General features: G+C 55.6%; 18 protein-coding genes and 1 riboswitch. Of the genes, 9 read left to right on the plus strand and 9 right to left on the minus strand.

The window, feature by feature from the left end:
* Positions 1–172: 172 nt before the first annotated feature.
* A complete protein-coding gene (locus DWB85_RS15845) occupies positions 173–454 on the plus strand; it encodes a DUF3144 domain-containing protein (RefSeq protein WP_117956503.1) in 282 nt (93 codons plus the stop codon).
* Positions 455–466: 12 nt separating this feature from the next.
* On the opposite strand, the gene DWB85_RS15850 is transcribed toward DWB85_RS15845, so the two are convergent.
* From DWB85_RS15850 to DWB85_RS15860, 3 genes are all read right to left on the minus strand, one after another.
* A complete protein-coding gene (locus DWB85_RS15850; RefSeq protein ID WP_117956505.1) occupies positions 467–739 on the minus strand; it encodes a hypothetical protein in 273 nt (90 codons plus the stop codon).
* 199 nt (positions 740–938) lie between these two features.
* Positions 939–2,345 carry a TIGR03013 family XrtA/PEP-CTERM system glycosyltransferase gene (locus DWB85_RS15855; RefSeq protein ID WP_117956507.1) on the minus strand — a complete coding sequence of 469 codons (1,407 nt, stop codon included), beginning with the start codon at positions 2,343–2,345 and terminating at the stop codon, positions 939–941.
* Positions 2,346–2,841: 496 nt separating this feature from the next.
* Positions 2,842–3,639, minus strand: coding sequence for a PEP-CTERM/exosortase system-associated acyltransferase (locus DWB85_RS15860; protein WP_117956509.1), 798 nt, complete (start codon positions 3,637–3,639; stop codon positions 2,842–2,844).
* A gap of 339 nt (positions 3,640–3,978) precedes the next feature.
* Here DWB85_RS15860 and DWB85_RS15865 point away from each other — a divergent pair, with 339 nt between their 5' ends.
* The 6 genes from DWB85_RS15865 to DWB85_RS19670 all read left to right on the plus strand — a co-directional run bounded on the left by DWB85_RS15865 (position 3,979) and on the right by DWB85_RS19670 (position 10,986).
* Positions 3,979–4,797: a S1C family serine protease gene (locus DWB85_RS15865; RefSeq protein WP_117956511.1), complete on the plus strand. Its 819-nt coding sequence runs from the start codon at positions 3,979–3,981 to the stop codon at positions 4,795–4,797.
* Between the two features lie 68 nt (positions 4,798–4,865).
* Positions 4,866–5,357, plus strand: coding sequence for a low molecular weight protein-tyrosine-phosphatase (locus tag DWB85_RS15870; RefSeq protein WP_133300640.1), 492 nt, complete (start codon positions 4,866–4,868; stop codon positions 5,355–5,357).
* A 260-nt stretch (positions 5,358–5,617) separates the two neighbouring features.
* Positions 5,618–6,670, plus strand: coding sequence for an adenine nucleotide alpha hydrolase family protein (locus DWB85_RS15875; protein WP_205422761.1), 1,053 nt, complete (start codon positions 5,618–5,620; stop codon positions 6,668–6,670).
* A gap of 102 nt (positions 6,671–6,772) precedes the next feature.
* Entirely contained in the window at positions 6,773–8,620 is a 1,848-nt protein-coding gene (locus tag DWB85_RS15880; protein ID WP_162846156.1) for an AMP-dependent synthetase/ligase, read from the plus strand.
* Positions 8,599–9,738 carry an SDR family oxidoreductase gene (locus DWB85_RS15885; protein WP_117956598.1) on the plus strand — a complete coding sequence of 380 codons (1,140 nt, stop codon included), beginning with the start codon at positions 8,599–8,601 and terminating at the stop codon, positions 9,736–9,738. Before DWB85_RS15880 ends, DWB85_RS15885 begins: the two co-directional genes overlap by 22 nt.
* Positions 9,739–10,125: 387 nt before the next feature.
* Positions 10,126–10,986 (plus strand): PEP-CTERM sorting domain-containing protein, encoded by an 861-nt coding sequence (locus DWB85_RS19670; RefSeq protein WP_205422762.1) that lies wholly within the window; start codon positions 10,126–10,128, stop codon positions 10,984–10,986.
* A gap of 514 nt (positions 10,987–11,500) precedes the next feature.
* On the opposite strand, the gene prsT is transcribed toward DWB85_RS19670, so the two are convergent.
* Positions 11,501–14,251: an XrtA/PEP-CTERM system TPR-repeat protein PrsT gene (gene prsT / locus DWB85_RS15895; RefSeq protein ID WP_162846157.1), complete on the minus strand. Its 2,751-nt coding sequence runs from the start codon at positions 14,249–14,251 to the stop codon at positions 11,501–11,503.
* Positions 14,252–14,649: 398 nt separating this feature from the next.
* On the opposite strand from prsT, the gene DWB85_RS15900 reads away from it, so the two are divergent.
* Positions 14,650–16,293 carry an FAD-binding oxidoreductase gene (locus DWB85_RS15900; protein WP_117956519.1) on the plus strand — a complete coding sequence of 548 codons (1,644 nt, stop codon included), beginning with the start codon at positions 14,650–14,652 and terminating at the stop codon, positions 16,291–16,293.
* A gap of 62 nt (positions 16,294–16,355) precedes the next feature.
* On the opposite strand, the gene DWB85_RS15905 is transcribed toward DWB85_RS15900, so the two are convergent.
* The 4 genes from DWB85_RS15905 to DWB85_RS15920 form a co-directional block, all read right to left on the minus strand.
* Positions 16,356–18,707, minus strand: coding sequence for an efflux RND transporter permease subunit (locus DWB85_RS15905; protein ID WP_133300641.1), 2,352 nt, complete (start codon positions 18,705–18,707; stop codon positions 16,356–16,358).
* A complete protein-coding gene (locus DWB85_RS15910; RefSeq protein WP_117956524.1) occupies positions 18,704–20,197 on the minus strand; it encodes a hypothetical protein in 1,494 nt (497 codons plus the stop codon). Before DWB85_RS15910 ends, DWB85_RS15905 begins: the two co-directional genes overlap by 4 nt.
* Before the next feature lie 4 nt (positions 20,198–20,201).
* On the minus strand, positions 20,202–21,038 hold the full coding sequence (locus DWB85_RS15915; protein WP_117956526.1) for an outer membrane lipoprotein-sorting protein: 837 nt from the start codon (positions 21,036–21,038) through the stop codon (positions 20,202–20,204).
* Between the two features lie 106 nt (positions 21,039–21,144).
* Positions 21,145–21,888, minus strand: coding sequence for a PEP-CTERM/exosortase system-associated acyltransferase (locus DWB85_RS15920; protein WP_117956528.1), 744 nt, complete (start codon positions 21,886–21,888; stop codon positions 21,145–21,147).
* 641 nt (positions 21,889–22,529) lie between these two features.
* Positions 22,530–22,614, plus strand: a riboswitch (cyclic di-GMP riboswitch).
* Positions 22,615–22,684: 70 nt separating this feature from the next.
* Here DWB85_RS15920 and DWB85_RS15925 point away from each other — a divergent pair.
* Positions 22,685–24,580 carry a S8 family serine peptidase gene (locus tag DWB85_RS15925; RefSeq protein ID WP_205422763.1) on the plus strand — a complete coding sequence of 632 codons (1,896 nt, stop codon included), beginning with the start codon at positions 22,685–22,687 and terminating at the stop codon, positions 24,578–24,580.
* 133 nt (positions 24,581–24,713) lie between these two features.
* Here the strand turns inward: DWB85_RS15925 and DWB85_RS15930 are convergent, their stop codons facing one another.
* Positions 24,714–25,334 carry a hypothetical protein gene (locus DWB85_RS15930; RefSeq protein ID WP_117956533.1) on the minus strand — a complete coding sequence of 207 codons (621 nt, stop codon included), beginning with the start codon at positions 25,332–25,334 and terminating at the stop codon, positions 24,714–24,716.
* Positions 25,335–25,558 lie beyond the last annotated feature (224 nt).

Here is a 25,558-nt window from a genome sequence, read left to right on the forward strand (position 1 = left end):
AGCGCGAGGGTTCCGCAACAAGCAACGATTCCGCGATGCCATCTACTTCCATCTCGGCGGCCTACAGTTGTATCCGGCTGGAGTTCGTCAATGATTACCCACCATGATTGGGGAAGACCCAAAATGCTAGAATCCTGCGCCTTTGCCAACCCAAGCCTATACAGGAGACCCCATGTCCAAATCCGATGCCGAAATGCACACAGAGTGCCTGAATCGCTTTATCGACCTCGCCAACACCATGAAGAACGAGGGGGTGGGCACACACGTGATTTCCGCCGCCATGATGTCCGCCTCAGCCGTGTATGCGAACTTTGTGGCTGTTGGCAATACCGGCGGACTGACGGAGTCGGGCGTGGACAAGATTGTCGAGGCCTACCGTCACCAGATGAAGCAGGTGCAGGCGGCGAAGAAGGCGGAGTTTGAGCGGGTAAGCCAAACTGACCCGGGAGCGTAGAGCCTTCTTGAGTCAGGCAGCGGCCTTGCGTCTGTCTGGCAGTACACGGCGGTCTTCGATAATCAGCATGCCGTTGACCTTGAGCGGGAAAGTCACCGGCCTGCCGCTGCGCCGGTCCGTGGTGCTGCGCTCGACCATCTGGCTGGCGGTGCGCGTCAGGGGCCTTGTCCGCCGGTGTTTTTCATCGCTCGACACATAGTTCCTGGCCGCCACGGTGAACACGTACGCGGAGATTGCAATAGCGCCGAGTCCTAGCACACCGAGGATGACAAGTATAATGTCCATTCTTTTCGCGGACCTTGATCAATGCAATCGCGGAAGCACACAATCGCTACTATTTTTATGCAATAAGCACGCCCAGTTAGTTTGTGCTTGTTTTTATTGGATTTAAACGCAATGGTAGCTCGCTGCGATGGTCGCAACAATAGAAAAGTGTAAATTATACTGACACTGGAAGACCGTGTCAGCGGCAGGCTTCAGGCGCTCAGCGAGCGCCCTTGCCAAACAGGACCACTTCAACCGTGGTGAGGCAGATCATGATATCCAGAAACAGACTGTGATTCTTCACATAGTAGAGGTCGAACTGGAGCTTCTGCCGTGAATCGTACTCGGATGCGCCATAGGGATAACAGAGCTGGGCCCAGCCGGTAATGCCCGGTTTCACGCAGTGGCGTAGCTCATAGTAGGGAATGCGTTCGTTCAGCTCTTTTACAAATTCAGGTCGCTCGGGCCGGGGGCCGATAAACGCCATATTTCCGGCCAGCACATTGATGATCTGGGGTAGTTCATCAATCCGGGTTTTGCGAATGAAATTACCCACTCTGGTCACCCGGCTGTCACCTGGAGTGGCCCAGCGGGCCTTGCCGTCACCCTCCGCGTCTACGCTCATGCTGCGGAATTTCAGAACGGAAAAGGTTTTTCCGTGCAGACCGACCCGCTTTTGCCGGAAAAAAACCGGCGCGCCTGCACCGTCCTCGATCCAGATTGCCATGGCGGTCAGCAGCATGATCGGCCAGGTAAACATCAGCAGGCCAAAGCTGGCAGTGAGGTCGAATACGCGTTTGGCTCGATTGGGTGCTCCACAGCATTTGAATCCGTCATTGAACGCCATCCATCCGGGGGTGGTGTAATCCACGAGGATCTTGCCCGCTTCCCGCTCGAAGAAATTGACCAGGTCCAGCACCTTGACGCCGTGCATCCGGCAATGCAGCAGCTCATCCATATCCACCTGGCTGCGCTTGTCGTCGAGGGCAACCACAATCTGGTCGATCTCGGTCTGTTTGGCATAGACCTCCAGCGGCTGACGCAGGTTGATGATGCGTTCGCCTTCGACCAGGGGCTCTTCGCCGTCTACCCGCACATAGCCCACGATGGTGAAGCCCTGTCGATCGGCGCGACGTCGCATGGTGGTATTAATGGTGCTGGCGGCGCGACCCGATCCGTAGACCAGCACCCGGCTCTTGAACTGCTCGCGTTCGGTGAGGCTGCGGAAACAGGAGCGGCTGATCAGGTTGGCGGTAAATGCAACGGCCAGGGTATAAAAAAATATACCGCGCCAGAGGTGTAATTCCGGAAGCAGGTAAAACAGTACGATCATTACGATGGCGGAAGCGACAAATCCCCCGCCGGTTCGTAGCAATATGCCTGAGGCTCCTTCACGCATCCGGGGTTCATACAAACCCATGGCGCCAAGGCATATCACCGTTATGATCGCAAACAGGGCGGCCCGTGCCGGGATCTGGGTTATATATTGCTGCAAGTTGCCCGGTTCGGCCATGAAATAAAGATAGGCTCCCAGGTAAAACGAGAGCACGAAAAGCACTGCATCTACCAGTGCGAGCCAATAAAAGGACGAGTGAACGTGGTGATGGAACACTCTGACCGTAGCCATGGTGAAATCCCTTCCCCGGGCAGGACTGCGCTCTAATTTGCGGGGGTGTCAGCCCCCCTCCAAGCAAACAGATTGCACCTGTACCCTGACTGTAAGTGTGAGCGGAAAATTGCGCCCGGTTGTGAGCCAGAATCGCCGCGGACGCATGATTCTGGACTGGTTAAGCTGAAAGCAAGGATAAAAGTAGCAGAGGAAATCAATGCTTGCCGAGAATTTTTCCTGATTTGTGAATCAGTTCAAATAATGTCCAGTGGTGATTTAAGCGCGATAGCCGTTGAGTGAGGCGAATACCTCCCGAACTTTGAGGTTCAGATTTCTCCAGGCTGCTCGTTATAATCAAATGTGATAACAAGGCAGAATCCAGCCGGTGATGTGCGTGGATTTTGCGCAGTTAAAAAAAGATGGGCGAAGAGCGCAGTGAACTGACTCGGAACGGGGCAATCAGGCCTCTTTCGCAAAGCTTAACGAGGTCTGAAATCTTTTAATTATTAGATGGTTAAGCGCTGGCTACCGATACGGCGCGCTGTTCAACCCGGCTCCCCCCGTTCGCCAGACGCGCCCTGGACAAGCCCGCCGCGATGCGGTCCTCCAGGGTGAGGTACAGTTTTCGCAGGTCATCGCGAATATTGGTGATAGCCGTCTCGCTGCTAACGAAGTAGGGCGTACGTCTGCCGTGATACTCTGTTGGGTCTCCCGCCTTCTCCAAGCAGACCCCTGACATGCGCAGCCAGCGGGGCAGGTTACTTTCCATCATAGCGAACCCCTGGCTCCGACCCGCAAGGTCAGCTAATGCGAAGGCGGAGAGGAAGGCAGCAATACCGATAAGCGAAAAGGTGCGTTGCTCCTGGTGGCAGCAGTCGAAGGCATCGTATTCGCCCACTCGCGTATGCTGCTCACCAGGGCGTTTGCGGAAACTGTAATCCACGGCCAGCCGGGAGACCTCACACATTGTGTTTCTATTCTCGGCCAGGGTCTCGAGGTAGCCCAGGTGCAGGGCTCCTGCGCAAAAGTCTTCCACCGGCAGGCTGTGCTCATCGGAAGCGCAGATAAGCCGCACGCAGCCCGCTGGCCGGCCCGAGCGGCGATGTGTGATCAGGCTGTGTAGTGAATGGCTGTCGTACTGATCCGACTCCCGTAGGTCCGGAAAAGACTCTGCGGGTTCATAGCCGAATTCCCGGCAGTAAACCCGGTAGCGAATGCGCTCTACAAACTCTAGCTGCCTGGGTGTGGTCACCAGATCCACATCAAAATAATTAAAAAAAGCTTCCGTGAGGGACGGAAATTGTTTGATCATAAGCCGTATCACCTCAGTCGGAGGTGCACCAGCGCAAGGGATCGCTTGCGGGTAAAAGTGTTTTGGATTTCATGTGCCAACCTACGTTGGGCGATGAACTGGAAAGATTATACACAAAAGTGTGATCTGGTTCTCACTTTTTAGGTGATGCTGGGTTGTGTTTTTCCCGATGTCCGTTCCGATGTGCCCGAGCGATGCCTTTGTTGTAGATGCTGGTTGGCGGTGAGTTTATCTGTGTTTCAGTTGTGGCAGTAGCTGGGCTATTGTAGCCTCTAATCATAGGGTCTTGATTTCAGTAGATATTCTGTCCACGGATCCGCTGCAAACAGGAAGGGGTTCATGAAACGTGGCCTGCTGCGCACACGGGTAAAACAGATTGGTTTGGGCGCCGTCCTGCTGCTGTGGGGCCTGACGATACCTGCGGCATTGGGCTCCAGCTTCCCCGATGTCATCGACAGGGTGCGCCCCGGGGTGGTAGGGGTGGGTACTGCCTATCCACCGCGGCAGCCAAACCGTAAGGGTGATGCCGTCAATTACCGGGGCACGGGTTTTGTGGTGGGCAATGGGCGCCAGGTGATCACCAATGCTCACGTCATTCCCGACAAGCTGGATACAGACAATATGCAGACGCTGGCGGTCTTTGCCGGTCGTGGCGCCAGTGCCAGGGCACATACCGCTGCCGTGGTGACGATCGACAAAGCGCACGATCTGGCGCTGCTGACCATTCAGGCAGGCCCACTCCCGGCACTCGAGCTGGGAGATTCGAGCAGGGTGAGGGAGGGCCAGGAGGTCGCAGTAACCGGCTTCCCGATTGGTATGGTACTGGGGCTTTACCCGGTGACCCACCGCGGTATCGTCGCGTCGATTACCCCCATCGCGCGGCCGGTTGAAAACGCCCGCAGCCTGAATGCGGCGCAGATAGCCCGTTTGCGTAACAATCGATTCGATGCATTCCAACTTGACGTCATTGCCTACCCGGGCAATAGCGGCAGCCCGGTGTACGAGGCCAGCACCGGCAAGGTGATCGGGGTGATCAACAGCGTGTTCGTCAAGGAGAGCAAGGAGTCAATGCTGGAGCGGCCCTCGGGCATCAGTTACGCCATACCCGTCAGCCACGTTCGCGCCCTGTTGCGGGCGGGAGACGCTGGGGCACGGTGAAACGGTCCCCTGGGCTATAACTTGCCAGCTTCCGGTCGAGGGCGTCCGCGTGTGATGAAGGTGCCAAATTGACACTGTTTAAGCGTAAATTCGGCGTCCTCTTTATCTGTACAGAGAATATCTGCCGCTCACCGATGGCAGAGGGGCTGTTTCGCCACTATGCTCGACTCAATAGTGTCAATAACAGGATCAACGTGCGTTCCGCCGGAATCCGGGCGTCACAACCGGGCGCCAAACCCGATCAGCGGGCCCAGCGGATAGCCGCGGCAAACGGCGTCCGGCTCAATAAAATCAGGGCGCGGCAGGTGTCAGAGGACGATCTGGCGCGCTACGACCTGATTGTGGTGATGGACCGAAGCCACCTGGGAGCGCTGGCCGAACTGTGCCCACTCGACCTGGGCAGTAAAACCAGCCTCCTGCTGAGCCACGATCCCGAACAGGTCCTGGAGGAGGTCCCCGACCCCTATTACAGCAGTTATGACGGCTTTGCCGAGGTGTATGGGATGATCGATAGTGCGGTCGTCTGTTTGCTAGACCAGGTCGTCAAGCAAGGCCTGTGAGCTATTGAAAATTCATCCAATGGCGCAGCGAGTGGAGCTACAAAACAGATTTCCATTCGGTGTTTGCCACTACTATCGTGTGCCACTGACCTCCCCATACCTGCGCCACCCTGGCAGTGGATTTTCCCCCGCAGTTCACGCAAATCGTCATTATTGCTTAATTCGAAGCGACCCTATCGGTCTGGCGGTTAATGTCTGCTAACATGGTCCCACGTTGGCTCCACAGATCTCTGCTTGATATGGCAAAATGCAGGAATTGCTTGATTTCGGACGCGGTTCCCGGGGTAACTCTGACGGGTGGAATCTGCTCTCTTTGCCAGGATTACGCTCCCAGCGCCAATCAAGTTGTGGAGGCAGAGGCCGCGAGAAAAGAACGGGAAGTCGACCTCGAACAGGCTCTCGAAGCCGCCAGAGGCCAGGCCGAATACGACTGTATTGTCCCCCTCAGCGGAGGCAAGGACAGCGTGGCCCTCCTGTACAAGTTGAAGGAAGAATACGACCTCAAGATTCTCGCTTTCACCATCGACGCGAACTTGCCTGATTTGGCGTGGGACAATATTAATCGCACGCTTGCCAAACTGGATGTCGATCACATCGCCTACAGGCCTCGCAACGGTTTCTACGACAAACTATTCCGTTACCTGCTTCGCAATCAGGAGGAGCGGGGCGCGGTGTATTCGGTTTCTTATGTGTACGCCCCACTATTTGAAGGGGATGCGATAAAACTGGCTATCGAAAAGGGTATTCCGCTGGTTCTGGCGGGTTATTCGCCGGGCCAGCCGGAACCAGAGCGAATGCACTATGAATTTTCACAGGCATTGATGACCTCGGTGGACTGGACGCCACCCGGGATTCGTGACTCTGGCGAATTCAGCGACGAGGAGCTTGCGCGATTCTACAACCCCACTGTTTATCCGGCTGGGACGCAATTTCCCAGGTACCTGGCACCTTTTCACGCCTGGGAGTACAACCAGGACGCGCTTATTCGCCAGGTCGTTGAACTCGGCCTGGTCGCATCGAAAAAGCACGCCAGCCCGATTCACAGTAACTACCCGATCAACTGGCTGTTAATGTACTCGGATCTCAGGCATTTTGGTTACAACCCCTATCTGCCCGAGTTTGCGGCGCTAATCCGCGAAGGAAAGGCGAGCAGAAACTACTGGCGAATTATGGCGCCCCTGGTGGACTTTCTGATTAAAAATCGCCTTGGGCCGGCTGGGGAAGTCAGTCGTAGCCTGAAGAGGCTTGGCTTGACCGCTGGCGATCTGCGGATAAACCGACCCTTTGGCGCCTATGACCCGGTTCTGCCCTGATCCATGAGCACGAGCCCATCAGCCTCCTCTTCTCGAGCCGGACAGGGGACGAGTGTTCCGGCCGTCTGCTCGCTCGGGGAGGCCAGCCAGACAGCGGCAGCGGTGACAGGACTGAAGTATCCCGGGACTATTCCCGGGTTTCTGGCCTGGCGGCTAGCCCAGAGCCCCGAAGCGGTAGCCTGTTATCACCGGGAGGGAGAGTCCGGGTGGAAGGCAACGACCTGGTCTGAGTATGCCCACAGCGTTCAGCAGATTGCGTCTTTCCTGCGGCGCAGAGGCCTGGAAAAGGGTGATCGGGTGGCAATCATGATTCCCACCGGTCGAGAATGGGAGTATGCCGAAAAGGCCGCGCTGTCTCTGGGCTGCGTGGTGGTTGGGATCGAACCCCACGCGACTTCCCTGCACAAGCGCTTTGTTATCGGCCAGTCCGGTGCTACAACTCTCATCGTCAGCAGTTACGACGACCTCGCAGCCCTGGAAAATTGCCCGGTCGATGCCCTGAAACTGGTCTTGAGCCTTGAGGATTCCGCGGCGCAGCACGGTGATAATAGGTTTCCCTGGTCTGCCGCGTTTGGTGAGGTCGATGACCTGGATGAGCATCTTCCGCGCAGTTCAGACCCGGCGACACTGATTTACACTTCCGGGACGACGGGTGATCCAAAAGGCATCTTGTATACCCATCGCCAGTGCATGCTGGCGTGCCAGTCTTTACTGGAGGTCTACGACAATTTCGGTGCCGACGACAACGTTATCTGCTGGATGCCCCTGGCAAGCCTGTTTCAGCGCATCATGAACCTGTGCGCCATAGGAACGGGCTCACGGGTTTACTTTATCGCAGATCCGCAGGCGGTGATGGAGTATGTCGCTGAAATAAAACCAGCGGTCTTCATCGGCGTGCCGCGATTTTATGAGAAGCTCTACAGTGGCATAATGGAACGCATTGCTGGCATGTCGCCATTAGTGCGCCCCGTGGTCACCCTGGCCCTGGAAATTGCCCGGCGACAAACCGGTGTTGCCAACCGCGATTCGGCTTCGCCGCGAGCCCAATCCCTGGTTTACCGGATTTCTGACCGCCTGATACTCAATCGTTTTCGCGCTGTGATGGGCGGAAATATCCAGTATCTGATCTCGGGGTCGGCACCCTGTCCCGCAGAGGTACTTGAGTTTTTCGCAGCCATCGGCATGCCGCTGCTTGAGGCCTATGGGATGAGTGAGAACATCATACCCGTTACCGCGAACGGGCCCGGCGACTACCGCCTGGGCAGCGTCGGCAAGCCGATGCGGCTGAATGATGTCTTGATCGCCGAGGATGGCGAGGTCCTGGTGCGGGGCGAGGGGGTATTCTCCGGTTATTACGCTGAAAACGACCCGGACAGGGGTTTCAACTCCGACGGTTTTTTCGCCTCCGGCGACTATGGTCACTTCGACGAGGAAGGCTATCTGTTCCTGCAGGGCAGGAAAAACGAGATCATCAAGACGTCCACGGGACGCCGTATTGCCCTGAACCGGATTGAAGCCCGGCTGAAGCAGGTGCCGCTGATCGACCAGGTGGTCGTCATCGGTTATGCCCGGAAGTTCCTGGTGGCCGTCCTCTCCCTCGATAGCGATCGGCTGGCCGCCATGAAAAGCACCGGGATCGGCGACAAGGACCATCAGTCGCAGGGCATTGACGCAGCGACACTCACCGCAGTGCTGGCTAAAGAGATACCCCGGGCATGTGCGGATCTAGCCCAGTACGAACAAATTGCAGGCTGTATCATTCCCAGTGAGACATTCACTGTAGAAGGTGGGGAACTCACGCCCAACCTCAAAATTCGCCGGCCCGCGATCGAGGCTAAATACCACGATGAGATCCAACAACTGGATGCAGACATCGAAAGACTCGCCGACGAGAATTCGTCGGCGGTGCACAAGTCAATGCGCTTCTTATGCCTGAACGAATTGTACTGATCACAGGTGCCACCGGCGCCGTTGGCAGTGCGGTCGTACCGGTTTTCCTCGAGGATCCGGCTACGACAGTGTACCTGCTTATGCGCGCAGACTCGGAGGCGCACCTGCAGCAGCGTCTGCGGGACTTGCTGGCCTTCTGGCAGCCTGAAATGAAAGTCGACGAGGCATTGCTGGCGCGGATAAGACCCCTGCGTGGGGATGTATCCGAACCGCGCCTGGGTCTCACCAGTGACGAGTATGAAACACTCGCCGGCGAGCTGACCCATATCGTTCACAGTGCCGCAAACGTAAAGATGAACATGTCGTCTGAAGAGGCGCGTAAAATTTCTGTCGATTCCGCAAGGGAGATAGCGGCGCTGGCAGAGGCTTGCCAGGCTAATGGCCAGTTCTGCAAACTCGAATATATCAGCACAATCGGCGTTGCCGGCAGACTGCGCGGCCTTGTGCCTGAGCGGCCGCTAAGCGAGCCGCGTGAGTTCCACAACACTTACGAGTCCTCCAAGGCGGAGGCGGAGGCCTTTATCCTGGGGAGAATGGAGGCGGGGCTGCCGGCCACCGTTCACCGGCCCAGTATGGTGGTAGGGGACTCGAGGACGGGCAAGATCATTCATTTCCAGGTCTTTTACCACCTGTGCACCTTCCTGTCTGGTCGGCATACTCACGGCGTCCTGCCCAACCTCGAGGGGTCCTGCCTGGATATCGTTCCCTGCGACTACGTTGCGCGGGCCATTGTTGGCTCCAGCGGCCAGTTGGATTTGGTCGGTGAGATTCTTCACCTCTGCTCAGGCCCTGAACACGCGATCAGTCTGACAGATCTCCAGGCTAGGGTGGCAAAAACATTCTCCGAAAACGGAACAGCGCCCCGGACAGTGACGGTGCCTGCTGCCATGTTCAAATTACTGGTATCAGGCTTGGGTCTGGTTGCGGGAATAAAGGGAGCGCGTTCTCTGGGTGCTTTATCCATTCTGCTGGACTATCTGGAGGAGTCCAGGGTGCAATTCTTTGATAGCACGCAAACGAGGGCCCTGCTTGCTCGCCAAGGGATTACCCTGCCGCCTGCGGAGACCTATGTGCAGGGCGTACTTCGTTACTATCTGCAGTCCAAATACCCTGGTTGAACTGGCGTTGCTCCTGGTTTGCGGCGAAGGACGGTTGAGAGCCATTGTGGACGCTTCAAGAGCCAGCGGAAATGCACTACCTGGTAGAGTAGGGTAAGCCTGGTAGGCAAACCGAAGTACGATTTCAGGAGGGTAGGGGGCTATTGGCGCAGTGTAACACTCTCCAGGGCGCTAATCTGTCCGACCCTCTTCGTCAAATGAGGCCGTGATTCTGTCAGAAATTTTTACAAACTACAGTCGCCAGCTTGTGTCACGCATTGATGAGAGAACACTAAATGCCATTAAAAACATATGGTTAGCAATTTTTTAAGGTTCTTGGCACGCACCGTGCATATGTATGAGCAAGCTCGCATTTCGAGCGCTTTTACCAAAACTAGGAGAATTGCTATGTTCACGTTCAAGCCTCGCGCAGCCCTTGCTGCTATTGCTTTAGGCTTCGGGGCGTTGTCGCTGAGCGGCGCTGCGAATGCATTTAATATATATGAACCCGTTACGGGCTTTGAAGACGATAACCTGGAGTACCTGAGCGTCGACCTTGACGGGGATGGTAACTTGGATGTTGGAGACCAGTTGCGAGGAGTGGTTGAGTTCACCAAGATTTTCGGCGTATTTGGCGGCGGATCGAATGTGCCGAATCCCGAGCTGACGGGGATTTTTGAGTTCCAGGTTGCGGATAAGATTGACCTGGGTAACGGTCTCTTCAACTACGCTTTCGCGCCAACCGCCGCGTTCCAGGCAACCTATGGGGCGGGTGCGATGATTGCCATGTTCGAGGGCGGCGGGGATCTTGATGTTGTAACGCCGAACTGTGCAACCATTGCGGCCTGTGAGACACTTGCCACCGATGGTGCCTTCCAGATGACACTCGGCTACGCTGACGCGGATGATATCTGGTTTACTCTGGGTGCACGCGAGGACATATTTAACGTTGCAAATATTCCGGCCTCGACTTCCGTAGGCGAGAATGAGTACTTTCTCAGTATCTTGGATAACCAGACCGGATACGACTATGCGCAACAGGACATCAGTTTAATTACTGGTGGGGTATGTGTGGATGATTGCCTGGTTGACGTGATTGGCTCAGGGCAGTCACTTGGTGGTCAAGGGCTCGCGAACGGTTATCAGATCCGCAGTGATATTGACGCCCAAATAGCATTTATTGCGGTCCCCGAGCCTGGCACTTTGGCTCTGACTGGTCTCGCCTTGCTTGGACTTGGTCTGACCCGTCGCCGTAAAATAGCGGGTTAGTAATTTCTGGCAGAATTTCTGCCCCGGAAGGCTTAAGAAAGGTGTGGCACTGTGCCACACCTTTTTTTGTGCTGCTCTTATGAGACGAGCGATTACCTGGTCTAACTGGATGCTTCCAGGTCAAAGAATTCCAATCAATCAAGAGTGATCTCACCTGTCCGCCGGGGGTAGGCAAGGGCAGGTAGAGGGACTGAGCCAAAGCAAGCAGAGCCTCCAGGTCGGCTGACCCCCTCTCCATCCTGTTCGCCTCCGCAGACCTCGTTCCTGGATGATCATCGGCGTGCAGCCTTCTCTCACTATTGCTGATGACAAACAAGGTCATATCCGACCCGGTACACACCCGAACCCGGCGAGTGATAAATGCTGCCGGTTGGCTTAAGAGCATAAGCAAGGTGGTGGTTTGCCGGGTTGCCCAATTCCTGCTCCCATTCCACTGGGCCGGCGCTTGCGGTTTCAGTATGCCCAGCGTGGCGACCAGCGCACTGCGCAGCCGCCATAGCAGGCATCTTTCTTCCTACCGGACCAGTTTGGCGAGTAGCTCCTCAGCTTCCGCCCGCTCGGGGAACCTGGCGGCGCTGCTGCCAAGGAGTGCCTGCAGTGTCACAATGGCTTGGTCATTGTCTCCCAGCGCTGACTCGATCATCGCCTTGTGGTAGCTGATGGTGGGGTTGCCCGGCGCCGCAGTCAGGGCACGCTGGATGTTGCGATAGGCGACGCGGTGCTCACCATTGAGGTGTTCGATCACGGCCAGTGTATCGAGCACTGCAGCCTGCTCTGGCGCCAACTTGGCAGCCTTGCGAATGTACTCCAGTGCTCGGCTACTGTCCTCGAGCCGCAGGTTCCACGCCAGGTTGTTGAGGGCATCGATATTGTCCGGTTCGACATCCAGAACGGCCTGGTACTGCGCGTTTGCGGCCCGGGTATCGCCTTCGAGGAGCAGGTATCTCGCAAGTTTAAGACGCACCAGCGTATCGCCGGGGTGTTCCGAGAGCCAGTCATGGAGCAGCTTCCACGCCCGGTCCTGCCTCCCGGCTGCTCTCTGCAGGACTGCCAGTTCCAGCACCGTCTGGGTTGAGGGGCCAGCCGCGTAGGCACTCTCGGCGAACTTGGCCGCATCGGCGGCATCGCCGGTTCTTCGCGCAGCCAAAGCCTGGAGGCGGAGGACTTCAGTTGACTCCGGGGCAATCTTCACGAGCGCTTGCAGGTAGCGATCGAAATCCGCTGTCACCTGCTCTTCCATCGCCAGCCTCGCCAGCGCTGTCAGCGAAGGCACGTGAGTCGGGTCGAGCTCTACCGCGCGAAGCAGCGCCTGCTTCATCCGCGTTGCATCGCCTGAACCGCCGGCAGCTCTCGCTAGCAGATAGTGGTATTGCGCTGTCGCGGGGCTGGCTTTGAGCATCTGTCCCAGAGTCAGGTAGGCATCCTCGTACTCTCCCTGAGCAAGTTGCACCTCGGCGGTTAACTCCAGTACGGGAAGGGCCTGACGCTGCATCTCGCCCAAGGTCGCGAACAAGGGAGTCACCTTGTCGAGTTCGCCAGCGCGGAAATAGGAACGCGCCAACACCAGGCGAGGACCGAGCGCGGTAGGGTGGGCGTCAATAGCCTGTTGCAGCCGCGTGACCATTGCCTCCTGGTTTCCCTCGCTGGCCTCCAGCCACGCCAGTTGCACCAGGGTGGGTAAGTTGTCTGGATGCACCTCCAGAATCGCCCGGTAGTGGCTGCGGGCAGCCTTGGCATCGCCGGAATCCAGTGACATTTTCCCCAGGCTGAGGTTGGCGGCCGGGTCGCCGGGGGCGAGTTCCAGGGCACCGGCGAAGGCGTCGCTGGCCTCGCCGGTCCTCTCTGCGGCCAGGTAGGCCCTTCCCAGTAAGTTGTAGGCCAAAACTTTGTTGGGGTGGCTTTCTTGGTACGCTTTAGCCGCCGCTACCGCACCCTCGAAATTCTCGTTGCGCAACTCGTTCATCACCAGCAGAATCTCCGCCTGCTGGAACTCCGGGTCGATCGCCAACGCGGCCTCCAAGTGCCGCCCGGCTTCCTCTGGCGTGCCCGGCGTCATAAGCGCCAAGCGCACCTGGGCCTCGGGTGAATCGGGTTGAAGCTCTGCGATTCTGGCCAGCAAGTCGAGACCCTGGTCCGCCTTGCCGTCCAGCAAAAGGGCATTGGCCATCAGGTTCAGCGCGCCGATGTCATTTGGTTGCGCGTCAATCACGGGCTGTAGCAGCTCCTGTACCTCGCGGGGCTGACGCTGCTTCAGGCGGATGTTGGCCAGCAGCTTTCTGCCTTGCACGCTATTTGGGGCTAAACTAACGTAACGGGTAGCAGCGTTGGCGGCCTGGTCCAGGTTACCCTCAATGAAATGAGCACTACCCAGATAAAAAAGCACGCGGGGAAGCTGGTCTGCGGCGGGTTCCGCGAGAGAGAGCGCGCTGATGGCTGCCGCATAGTCCCTGCCCTGAAAGTCGATCAGCCCCTGGATGTAATTGCCGGCGGGGCTTGTCGCTGAAGTCTTAAGCAGGCTCGCCGCATCTGCACGAGCGGACTCGACCTCCCCTAGCTGCAGGTTGACTAGCCCCCGCTTGAATCGGACATTGTCAGAGTGTGGTGCATGTTTGATCGCCTTGCCAAAGGCGTCCCGGGCCTCTGCCAGCTCCTGCCGTTGCAACAGGAGTTCGCCCTTCAGGTTCCAGGCGTCTGCCTCGTCGGGCGCTGCTTCCAAGACCTCCTCCAGTACGATGAGAGCTCCCGTGGAATCGCCCTGCATGGCAAAAATCCGCGCCTCCACCAGCTTTACCTCGACAGATTCCGGGGCTCTTTCCAGTGCGTGTTCGACCAGGCTGGCAGCCCGCCCGGAGTCGCCCAGTGCCGTCGACGCCATTGCCTTGGACGCCAGGATGTCGGCAGCTGCGAGGGGGGGCAGGTCGTCGTATTCGAACGCGAAGACCTCAGCGTACTTCCCCTGGCTTAGCAAGGCCCGGGCCAGAGCGGGGCGCACATCTTTCTCTGACCAGCCCAACTCCCGGGCCTGGCGCAATTCCTTGTCGGCCAATAAAATCTCGCCGGTATCCAGGTAGAGCTTGCCCAACAACCAGCGCGCCTCCGCAGCGTCTGTATCTAGGCGTAGCGCATTCTTGAGTTCTATGGCAGCGGCCTTGTAGGAAGACGCTTCCAGGTGCTGCCGGGCCTTCTCGATATACTGATCGCTCGACTCCGAACCACCGCAGGAGGCGAGAGCTGACAGAAAGGCAAAAATCAATAGGCGTCGCATCATCACTCCGGACAATTGCTAGAGGTTTGTTAATCTAACCCGAACAGGTGGGGTATGTCGATGAACCAGTTCGCAGTTTCAAGCTTCTGTTAATCCTCCAGGCGATATCTGGTCGACGCCGTTTGCGGGTATCACAAATTCCTTGCTGGTGGCATGAACAATGTGTTGTGGGCAGTGTCGTTGTGATATCTTCAGGCCGGCCGGTCTTTTTGGCTTGTGTAGCGGTTTGGCTAATAAAGATTCTACAATCCGGTTGGCTTCTTTCAAGAAATACATGCGCGTGATCACGTAGGCGATTTGCGCAGTGACTGACATCGCTAGGGGCAGAGGACTGACATCTATGTTTGGATCAGTTGCCTCTTAATGCGAAATCTGGATACGACACAGGAGAGACAAACATGGCGGTATCCCAACTGCCTGCTGCACTGGTAGAGCGACTTTGCACCCAGCTTGGCCCCGAAAATGTCGTTGTAGAAGGGGATCAATTGGAAGAAATCTCTCGCACCTGCATTCCCTATCGGCAATATCCTGCAGCGGCGGTGTATCCCTGTTCTGTAGAGCAGGTCAGCGAATTAGTGAAAGCGGCCGCGGAGTATAACGTGCCCGTGTGGCCGGTAAGCACGGGTAAAAACTGGGGCTACGGGGAGAAGATTGCCTGCTATCCCGGTGGCATTACCCTGGTACTCGAGCGAATGAATAAAATTCATTTTGTCGACGAAGAACTGGGCTATGCCGTTATAGAGCCAGGCGTCACCTATCAGCAACTCAGCGATCACCTGCGGGAGAGCGGATCGCGGTTCTGGTCTGACTCCGCCGGTACCACCCGTTTTGCCAGCGTACTGGGTAATGCGCTTGATAAGGGGCGTGGACTGACGCCCTATGCTGATCACTTTGGTTGCCTGTGTGGAATGGATGTCGTGCTGCCGGATGGTAGTCTGCTTGAAACCGGTGGTGGTCCGCAGGGCAACAATGAGGTGAGGCATACCTATAAGTGGGGCGTGGGCCCGTATATGGATGGCCTTTTTGTCCAGTCCAACCTGGGGGTCGTCGTCCAGGCCGGTATCTGGCTAATGCCCGAGCCAGAGCAATTTGATTTTGCAGTGTTTGAATACACGGCACCTGACGATAAATACGGCGCCTTTATCGATGATATGCGTGAGTTGGTGTTTCAGGGCGCGCTTCGCTCCCACCCTCATATTGCCAACGACTTCGCCATGATGTGTATTCTTTCGCAATATCCTTTCGAATTGTTACAGGGTGCCCGAAGCCTTAACGCCGAGGGTGCCGAGACCTGGAGAAATAAGCAGGGCGTTGCCCGGTGGACCTTCGCGGCGGGATTATATGGTAGCCGCGAGGAAGTCAAATTCCAAAAGCGCACCCTGAAGCGCGTGCTGGGTAAATACGGGATTTTACGGTTCCTGGGTGCGGTAGCAAAAGACAATTGGTACGGCGCGCTTTGGCGAGTGGCAGCTCGATGGGGTAATCGCCTGTTGGGCAAGTCAGATGACCTGTACCAGTTGTTGGACCCCTCAATCAACCTTTACCGCGGAGTCCCGACGGACTATTTTGTTCGACAAGCCTATTTCAAGTCACACGACGAAAAACCGATGGAGGATATTGATCCTGCCCGGGACCAGTGTGGTTTTGTCTGGATCGGGCCGACTGTTCCATTCTCGTCCCGTCACGTGGAAAAATCCCTTGATCTGGCCAGGGCATTATTCACTGAGTACGATTTCGATTTTTTTGTGGAAGTAATAATAGAGAGTGCGCGCTCAGTCTTCCTACTGGCTGGCGTATTCTATGATCGCAATGATCCTGATGAGGAGGCGCGGGCTCTCGCCTGGTATGAGGCCATGCGCGAGACCTTTGTTGCACATGGTTACCCCCCATACCGGGCTACAACCATGAGCCAGGCACAGGCACTTGATACCAATCCGGTTGCCAGGGACGTCCTGGCAAAAATCAAGGAGTCGATCGATCCCGCCAATGTGATCGCTCCCGGGCGTTATGGCACACCACTGCGGGTTGATACATCAGATTAAGCTGCGCATCTGGAGCAAATCTGTGCACAGCGCCAGCTTGCCTTATTGCCTGCCAGGGCCCCTTATGCGTGATGCCGCTTGCGCTTGCCATACACCAGAATGAGCACAGCGGGGAGTAATAGTAGATCAAACAGCAGGGCAGCCAGCAGCCCGACGCAGGTCAGCAATCCAAAATAGGTGATGGGAACAAAGTCGGCTGCCAGTAATATCAGGAACTGGGTACAGAGAATAACTGTAGTGGCAGTGATGGCGCGCCCTGCCTGCCGGTACGTTCTAACGAGGGCGGTAGTAGCGTCTGCCCCTATTCTGAGTCGATAAATAAAGCCGTGATACACATGTATGGTGTCGTCCACGGCGATACCGACGGCCACGCTGGCGATCATGGCCGTGCCGAAATCCAGGCTGATGCCGAAGGCCCCCATGGCGCTGAATATCAGCAGTATTGGCGCAACGTTAGGTATCATGCAGATCAGTGCGTCCTTCCATGAGCGCCAGAGAACCAGCATCAGGATAAAAATCAACCCGATCGCCCCAAGGATGCTTTTCAGTTGGCCTGCTATTAATAAATCCTCTTCGTCCGCAAACATGCGGCTGATCCCTGCGATATCCCACTCCAGGCTGTCTCCGATATTCTCAGCCAGATAGTTTCTCATTCGACTCATCAGGTCGCTTATTTCGTTGGCTCCGTGCACATTGACATTCAGGCTTATGCGGGTGGTGGAAAATTCCTGGTCAACAAAGTCATACAGGTCTTCTCCGTCGTAGACAAACACGTACTGCCTGATCAGGTCGGGGTTATCGGGAATCCTGCTATATGCAAGATTTCCCGCGTTAAAGCCACGGTGCATTTCTTCGACAAAATCTGCGATCGAAATGCTTTTGTCGACCTCATCCTGGCTTGTTGCCCATGTTTGAAAATTTCTGATCTGCTTGAGGCTTTCAGGCGAGATCAAATCGCCCCGTTCGCCGGGGGAGAGCACTACTTCCAGGGACGATGTGCCTGCCATCGTCCGCTGTACATGTTCTGTGGCGATTCTTGTTTTATGCTCGGGAAAGAAAAACTTCAACAGGTTTGTTTCCGCCTCGATCTTTCCTATGTTGGAAGAAAAAATGGCGACAAGGGCTGCAGTGACAGATATCACCAGTACAGGGCGCCTGACACCACATTTAAATAGAATAGCGACAATACCGTCCAAACGATCTTTTCGGGTTGGTTTACTCGGCCACGGTTTGTGGTCGAATCGAATGAAAATGTGCTGCAGCAGATGGTACACAACAATATAAATCAGACCGACGCCCACGGCAGTGAACAGGCCGAGCATCCTGATAGGGGGTATTGAACTCAGGCTCAATGACATGAAGCCGGCCATCGTGGTCAAGGCGGTATAAAGTGCCGGGCGCCTGATTTCCCTGAGGGCTGCACTGATGCGTCTTTCCGGGTCCAGTCCACGTTTTGACGCGTACATAATTGCATTGAAAAAGTGAATGAGTGCCGCAAGTGTCAGTGCCGACAGCATCGGAGGAAGGATGCTGGATATCATGTTAAATGGCTGATCGAACAGTACATACAAGGCGATGGTCGAGTTGATCACAATACCCAGCACGAGCAGGCTAATGCTGACCGCCAGGACTCTGTGGAACAGTATCCAGATCAATCCTAATCCAATCAAAGCAATTGCCGGTATGAAGACAATGTTTTCTTTTATCGAGGCTCTGGTCTGTTCCACATCGGTCGTGATTTGACCTGCGACGGCAGACAGGTAATCACCGAGGTCATTCTGCTTGACCAGGTCAATGATGTAGTCCTGGAGTGCGAGCCGTTCAAGGCTGTTATCGATAGGAACTGGGAGAATGGCTATGGCCAAAGCACTCCCATCCGGCGAAACAAGAAGGCGATTGGCAAACCGGTCCGAAAGAATTCGTCGCTTGAGTTCGCCAGGTAAGTATTTTCTCAAGTCGCCGGCATCGACCAGTGGTTCGATCAAGAACCCGTCGCTTGTACCTGATATATGTTCCTGAGTTGTAATGCTGACAACTTTCTCGATTTGGGGAATGGATATTATCTGATCGGTAAGCGCAGATAGTGCCGCGATAAATTCAGGCTGGTACAGCCCCTGTCCTTCAAACAACAAAACTATTCCCTGGTCACTGGGAAATCCTTCCCGCAGTTTGTCATCTATCAACACTGCAGGTGCGTCCGGTGGGATATACACCCGTGGCGAGTTATTTAAGGTGAGACTTAAGTTCAGTATCAGCGAAACGGTCGTTAACAGGACCAAAAACAATATGACCGCGTAAGATTTAACAGATTTATTTCCCTGGGAGCCAATTGACTTGGGCTGACCGCTGGTTGCATTGAGATCCTGCTCGGGAGATTTATGCTGCATGTCTTTCCAGTCTTCAGCTTCTCTCAAAAGTAAGCGCGCCAGCCAACTGTCACCACGGAATTATCCTGGTGAAACCCGCCCGGGGTTTCTTCGCTGCCGGCAAAATAGTGGCCGGCCAGGTAAATGGAGTAAGCGTTTCGGGGGCGATAGCTCAGCTCGGGATTCACATACACATCGTGCTCGTTGATACCGGTATAAAAACGAATATTCAGTTGCCATTTATCGTTGGCGAAGGGCATGTCGAAGGTCCCATTGAAGGAGTAGGTCTCTTCCCGGTCGAGAACCGGGCCGGCGTCGAGCAGGCTGAATCCGGTGATCTGCAGGTTTAGCCTGGCATCGCCGTCGCCGGGGAACAGTTCCAGCCCTACGCCCCAGTTGATACTTTCTGTCGTTGAAAATTCCCCATTGATTTCGGTGAGCGGAGTATCACTGAGCCATGCCGCTTCAAGTCTGAGGGTACCACCCAGCGCCTCGAAACCCACGTCTCCCCCTAGCACCCATGTGCGTGGATAAACGGATTCCAGCACGTTGCGAGCCGGGTCGTAGGCAAAATAAGGTGTCGTAGCGCGACCTTTTTGCGCAGTCAGACCATAGTCAAACATGGGCGTGATGCCGGTGAAACGGATGCCTGCTCCCCCTTCCGAATCGTGTTCATCCAGCGATACCTTGCTGTTCCTGATGATGGTCCGGCTTAAGGGTGTTGGCTCGAGGCCAATGATCACACCCTCACGCTGGTTGATCGGAAACCAGACGCTGTCTTTGTCGGGTAACTCGGCTCCCCTGAAACGGGGTAGAACGAAAGCGTCGAGTTTGTTATTCCCAACAAAATATTCCAGCCGCATCGCTAACGATGCGCGCCGGCGGTCAGTCATGTCGTCCAGTATAAATCGGGAAAGATCCTGCGTGCTGAGTCGATCCGTCGGTGGTAACTCATCAATTCTTCCCCACAGAATTTTCTGCGCCCCCAGGGTCATTCGCAGTCGATCCTTGTTGTAGCGAATCCATGATTCGCCGTAATCGACCTTAAGCTCTTCCGCGTCCGCTGTCCCGTGCTGATAATAGCCATCGATCCTGCCGGAAAGCTTGAACTCCCATTTTTCTTCGAGGTTCCAGTTCAGGGACGCGCGCCCGCTCAGGTACCCTTGCCCATCAGCTGCGGAATCATCATCGGGAAAAACGCCGTATTCCGCCCACAGTCGGTCGACTGAAAAGCCCTGGCTTTCGCTTGCGCCGTGCTTGACCTCTGCATCATCGCGGGATGGTGTATCCTGTAATTCGACCGTAATTGGCTCGCCTTCTGTATCCTGGTCGATGATGATTATCTCATCGGCGTCGTCGGCAACATCGATCAGGGTTTCGTTACTGGCGACTACCCCATTTGACGGGCTGTACTGGGCTATATGCTGGTGTTGTGCTGCTGCCAGGCTATCGATTGGCATGGCCGCCACCAGCAATGCGCACCAGCCGGGCCAGCGGAGTACATTCGAGGTAAATTCAGGCACCATGCGGTGAAACATCTCGCTAGGAACCCTGGGGCCTGAAAGCTAATTCAGCGCTGTCGTCAGCCAGGGCCTGGTGGCTAAACAGGTTATCCGGCAAGCTCTGGTCGTATACGATCTGCGAGATATCCAGATGTGTTGTGTGGCCTGTCTTCAGGTTCTGCATCCTGCTACTGTAAACAGTCCAGTATCCCTGGACCTTACCGATTTTTCTTGCGGTCATTCGCTTGATGGCTTGGTCACTCCCCCGGGTGTAATAGTCGATCCGCAGCGGGATCAGCAGCTCAGGGTGTATCCAGCTGACCCGCCGGGAGTAAACCGAGTTATCCGAATCGACAGGGACGCTTTCCAGCTGGTAGCACTCGATGTCCCCAATCCGTTCCTTGCCGATCAGGGTGTGCTCATCCTTGGCGACCTCGCGGTCCCTGAGGTCTTCATAGAAAAAATCCGAGCCGACGAAACGTCCGCCGCGGCGTGAAGAGGAGATTCTCCGCACGCGGTCCAGCGCGGGCAGGTAGAGCCATTGCTCGCTGTCGGCGCCGGCGGAGTCACGCGTCAACAGCCCTGTACCCTCGATATCCGCCGGTGTCATGAAACGCATCAGTGTCCAGCGCTGGGACGTGCCCTTGTCCTTTGCATAGCTGTAGAGCAGGCGAAGCCTGGGATCTGACTTCTCACTCTGAAGAGACATCACAACCCTAGCGCTGGCATCCTGGCCCTTTGGTCGGTCGTAAACCCGTTGTGCCAGTTGCAGCCCGGTGATATTTTGATCGTTATCTTCGGCGGCCGGGGCTACTGCCGCCATGAGTAGCAGTGAGCAGCAAAAAAAGAAACCCAGCGACCCTGCTAATCTAGTCATCGACAAACCTTAAGTCCTGCGTATCCTCAGGCAAACGAGTCTGGCAGGTGCACGTTTGTTGAGATTAATGCTTGAAACCGCACATGGTAGCACCAGACCAGGCAGCCTAGCTTCGAGGAGTATATTCAGACTCCAGTATTCCCTGGATGTCCAGGTAGAGTGCTTTAAGTTCGGGGTACATGTTGTCCAGCGTTTCCCTCAGTGTAACGAAATAGGGTGCACGCATTCCGTGATAGTCGATATCACTGCCCACCTTGGTGACACCTATGCCCGCATGAGAGAGCAGCCTGGGCAGGAAGGGTTCCATCATCGCAAAGCCGTTGGTGCAGCCCGCCATCCCCCCAAGGGCCGTGGCGGCGAGGTAACATGATACTGCGATGAGCGGAAAAGTGCGCTGTTCCTCCAGAGAGAATTTTTTCTCTGCAGCGACACCAAAGCGGGTTGTCTGCTCTCCCGACCGGCGGCGGAACTGGCTGTCAACTGCAAGTCGAGAGATTTCGCACATGCTATCTCTCTCCATGGGGTGCTTTTCGAAAAAATCGGCATCAAGGCTACCCTCGCAGAATTTTTCAAACGGCATCTGACCGCCACCCCTGGCAAGTACCACGCGAACACAACCAGCGGGAGTTCCGCTGGGCTTATGGGTTATCAGGCAGTGAAGCGAATCAGCGTCGAATTCATCTCGCTCGATGCCATCGGGAAATGAACTGGCGTCCTCATAGCCGAACTCTTCGCAATACACCCTATAACGCACTCTACCAACGTTTTCCCTCTGATATTCCTGTTTTGCATAGGTAATATCAAAATATTCCAGGAAGTTTTCGGCCAGGGACTTGCTGCGGGCGTTCATAGGATACGTTATATCCCCTTGACGTTAATAGCGAGCTGTCAGAGTTTGCCTGTGCTGCAGACTTATATTATCTGGTTTATTGTAATCCTCGGCGACCAAATTGCCAGTAAATATTGACGGAAAGAAGCATTACCGGGTCCATCTGTTGTATCCAAGGGGCAGAATCAAGTCCCCACTGGTTCATGATGTCGCTATGGCAATGGAATCGTGGCCATTAATCAGCGAGCCAAGGGGCACCTCGATTCCCAACGCCACAGCATGGCCGAATGTCGGGAGCTGAATGAATCAACCAGCATCCCTGGCGCATACTGGAGCTGGCTTCTCGGCTCAGAATCGCTGCGGTTTGACATGGTCGCAAAGATTACGCACCATTCCGCCCGCGTTTGCCATGACTTGAGTCTCGCGAGTTGCCGGTGGGATTCAGTGCTTTGTTTCCAAATAGTGACCAGCGGTCCAACGGAGAGAGTCGCACGATATTTACCGTGGGAAGCCCGCGTGGGTCGTCGGGCCTTTTTTCGCATTATCCGAGCTGACCTGCGGTCGGATTTTGCCGGAGACAGGCCCTTAATTGACAAATCAGGATTTTTCTGTACTTTTCTGCGCAATCTGTTTGACTGCCGACCAGAATAATAAGATTCTGCAAGTGTAAAGGGCAAACCCTCCTAAAGGGGGGGACGCAAAATCACCGGCCTAAGGGTGAAAACCTAGGGTAGCGGGATTGCCGGCAGTAAGAGCCATCAGCGGTACATTCGTTGTACCAGCCCGTGGTTGACACTCCCCTGCAATCCCCCCGGGAGTGAAATCAACCGTGGAGCTTTTAAAAATGTTTTTCTCTAACAAGCAAGGTCTTGCGGGACGGCGCCCGGGCATTGGAAGTCTGGGAAAATCCATGCTGGTGGCGCTTGGTTTGGCTATCGCCAGTGGAGGGCTCCAGGCCGCGCCAGATAGTGATAACCCCTGGCGTGAAGGTCGGATTCTGGTTAAACCCAAAGCCGGCCTGTCAGATGCAGAATTTGACAGGATACTCAAGCGGCAAGGTGGCCGGGCGATCGGGCGGTTGCGGAAACTTGGCATCAAGGTGGTTAAGGTTCCGCCCCAGGCAGAGGACGCAGTGGCGAAGGCTCTGGCCAGAAACAGACACATCAAGTTCGCCGAAAAAGACATGCTGGTGGAGGCGTCGGAATTCATTCCGAATGACCCCAAGTATGCCGAAGCCTGGCACCTGCCAACTTTGAAAGCTCCGCTTGCCTGGGAGATGACTACGGCTCACGGGATCACCATCGCCATCCTGGATACGGGGGTAAATAGCGCTCACCCGGACCTGGTCGGTCAAGTCGTTGCGGGCTGGAACTCTGTGAGCCGCAATGCCGATACGGAGGATGTTAACGGGCATGGTACGAAGGTGGCCGGCACCGCCGCTGCCACGACTGACAATGGTATCGGCGTAGCGGCGATTGGTCTGGGTGCGAACATCATGCCGATTCGTATCACAAACCGCAGCGATGGCTACGCCTACTGGAGCGATATCGCCAACGGGCTGACCTGGGCTGCAGATAAAGGCGCCGATGTGGCAAATATCAGTTACTCGGTCACCGACAGTTCCTCTGTCACCAGCGCTGCCCAGTACATGCGCAAGAAGATGGGGCTTGTTGTGGCAGCGGCAGGTAACGATGGTTCGGATCCGGGCTGGGGCGATAATCCCGCGATCATATCGGTATCGGCCACCACGTCCGGTGACGCCAAGGCAAGCTGGTCGAACTATGGCAGCTACATAGATGTCGCCGCGCCGGGTGTGGGAATCCGGACCACAACCAGTAGTGGAAGCTACGGTTCGGTCTCGGGCACGTCTTTTGCCAGCCCGGCAACAGCTGGCGTCATTGCGCTCATTATGGGAGCCAATCCTGGTCTGTCGCCGGATGAGATCGAGTCCATCCTCGAAGCGTCAGCCGATGATCTGGTCGACGGTTCTGACTGGCACGCCTACTATGGCCATGGGCGCGTTAATGCTGCGGCTGCAGTGGAAATGGCTCTTGGCACCGATCAGACGTCGATGGACTACGAGGCGCCGCAGGTGACAATCTTTTCACCCTCCACCGGCAGTACCGTCAACGGTATGATTACGGTAGACGTGAATGCAGTGGACAATGTCGGGGTTACCGAGGTCGCACTGTACGTGGCTGGCGAACTCGTCGGCACGGATTCCACCGCACCTTACCAATTCAGTTGGGATTCCACCCAATCCTGGGATGGAGAAGTCGCCTTTTCTGCGGTCGCCTACGATGCGGCTGGGAACGAGGGTGTCTCTGCCAATGTGGTGGTTGAGGTGGACAACGTTGCCGATGTCACCGACACGACACCACCCGCTGTGGACATCAGTAATCCTGCAGACGGCAGCACGGTAAGCAGGACAGTCGCCATCCGCGTGCAGGGGTGGGATGATGTAAACGTCGCCACGGTCAGGTTGTATATCAATGGGCAGCTCAAAAGTTCGGCTTCGTCCGCTACTCTCGACTACTCCTGGAATACACGTAAGGAAGCGGACGGCGCCCACACCATAGTTGCAGAGGCAACTGATACTTCTGGCAATGCGGCCACCAGGTCTATTCAGGTGAACAAAGGGTCAGGCAACGATACGGGTAGTGATACGGGTAACGATAGCGGCAACAAGGGCAACGGGAAGAAAAAGAAGTAGAGCGAGATGTGGGGGTCCAGCAAAACCCAGTATGCAACCGTTGTCGCGTAGTGCAAGGAGGATGAAAAATGCCCGGAGGTATTAGCCGCCGGGCAGTTTCGTTTCGATCAGTGGAGGAGGTATTGCCAGGGTTTTATGCCCAGGCTCTCCGGAGGCCGAGCAGGCCGAGGCTCAGCAAGAGCAGGGTTCCGGGTGCGGGAACCCCAGAGGGGGGGCCGCCGCCATCACCGACTAAGCCATAGAAGGAAACATGAGAGATGCTATCTCCCTGTCCACCACACAGCGGTGCACAGAGCAACTCAGGCCCGCCTTTGGTGAGCTGCGCTTCATCAGCGACTGTGTAAAAATTGCTGCCGTTATCCCCGTCTTTTGTAACAATCACGTAAAGTAAATAGTCACTGGCAGATAAATCCCAACTCACCGTGTACCAAATGCTTTCTCCAGGGTCATAACTGCCATCGAGAACAATGCCGGGATTAATGCCTTCATCATCTTTGTCGTCTTTGAACAAGAGTTCCAATTCCAGGGTTTCCCCCCACTGATCGGAGGCGCAAAGCTCAGCTTGTGCTAGTTCCTCACTGGCATTGTTGACGTTTAATACATTTTCGCAGGACTCGTTGAGCAATAAGAGTGCATTTGCGTCAGCCGGTAGTAACGCATAGATCAAGATTGCTAACAGGGAGAGCTTCGCAACATGATGCCCAGCACCGTTCTTCTGGTATTCTTGGTATCCTTCTAATGTACTGACTTTCACAGCCACTACCTCCTTTCAGCCATTACAAAACCCGCGCTTCCTTAGCGCAGGTTGCACCTCTGCTTGTGCTTGGATGATTCAGCACTATTCATGCCAGAATGGATTTTTTTGTGCATTTTTAATGTGTTGGTCGTTGGCTTCAACATGATCAGCTGGAAATTAGCTCAGAATCGTAAAAAAAACTGACACTTTGCAAATAACGGGGATGACGAGAATCGGAGTTT

It is taken from the genome of Seongchinamella sediminis, from assembly GCF_003457605.1.
Taxonomy (GTDB): domain Bacteria; phylum Pseudomonadota; class Gammaproteobacteria; order Pseudomonadales; family Halieaceae; genus Halioglobus; species Halioglobus sediminis.

Bases quoted from the DNA above. Each gene is read 5' to 3' on its own strand.
- DWB85_RS15845 (WP_117956503.1), top strand. From the start codon at position 173: ATGTCCAAATCCGATGCCGAAATGCACACAGAGTGCCTGAATCGCTTT.
- DWB85_RS15850 (WP_117956505.1), bottom strand. From the start codon at position 739: ATGGACATTATACTTGTCATCCTCGGTGTGCTAGGACTCGGCGCTATT.
- DWB85_RS15855 (WP_117956507.1), bottom strand. From the start codon at position 2,345: ATGGCTACGGTCAGAGTGTTCCATCACCACGTTCACTCGTCCTTTTAT.
- DWB85_RS15860 (WP_117956509.1), bottom strand. From the start codon at position 3,639: ATGATCAAACAATTTCCGTCCCTCACGGAAGCTTTTTTTAATTATTTT.
- DWB85_RS15865 (WP_117956511.1), top strand. From the start codon at position 3,979: ATGAAACGTGGCCTGCTGCGCACACGGGTAAAACAGATTGGTTTGGGC.
- DWB85_RS15885 (WP_117956598.1), top strand. From the start codon at position 8,599: ATGCCTGAACGAATTGTACTGATCACAGGTGCCACCGGCGCCGTTGGC.
- DWB85_RS19670 (WP_205422762.1), top strand. From the start codon at position 10,126: ATGTTCACGTTCAAGCCTCGCGCAGCCCTTGCTGCTATTGCTTTAGGC.
- prsT (WP_162846157.1), bottom strand. From the start codon at position 14,251: ATGCGACGCCTATTGATTTTTGCCTTTCTGTCAGCTCTCGCCTCCTGC.
- DWB85_RS15900 (WP_117956519.1), top strand. From the start codon at position 14,650: ATGGCGGTATCCCAACTGCCTGCTGCACTGGTAGAGCGACTTTGCACC.
- DWB85_RS15910 (WP_117956524.1), bottom strand. From the start codon at position 20,197: ATGTTTCACCGCATGGTGCCTGAATTTACCTCGAATGTACTCCGCTGG.
- DWB85_RS15915 (WP_117956526.1), bottom strand. From the start codon at position 21,038: ATGACTAGATTAGCAGGGTCGCTGGGTTTCTTTTTTTGCTGCTCACTG.
- DWB85_RS15920 (WP_117956528.1), bottom strand. From the start codon at position 21,888: ATGAACGCCCGCAGCAAGTCCCTGGCCGAAAACTTCCTGGAATATTTT.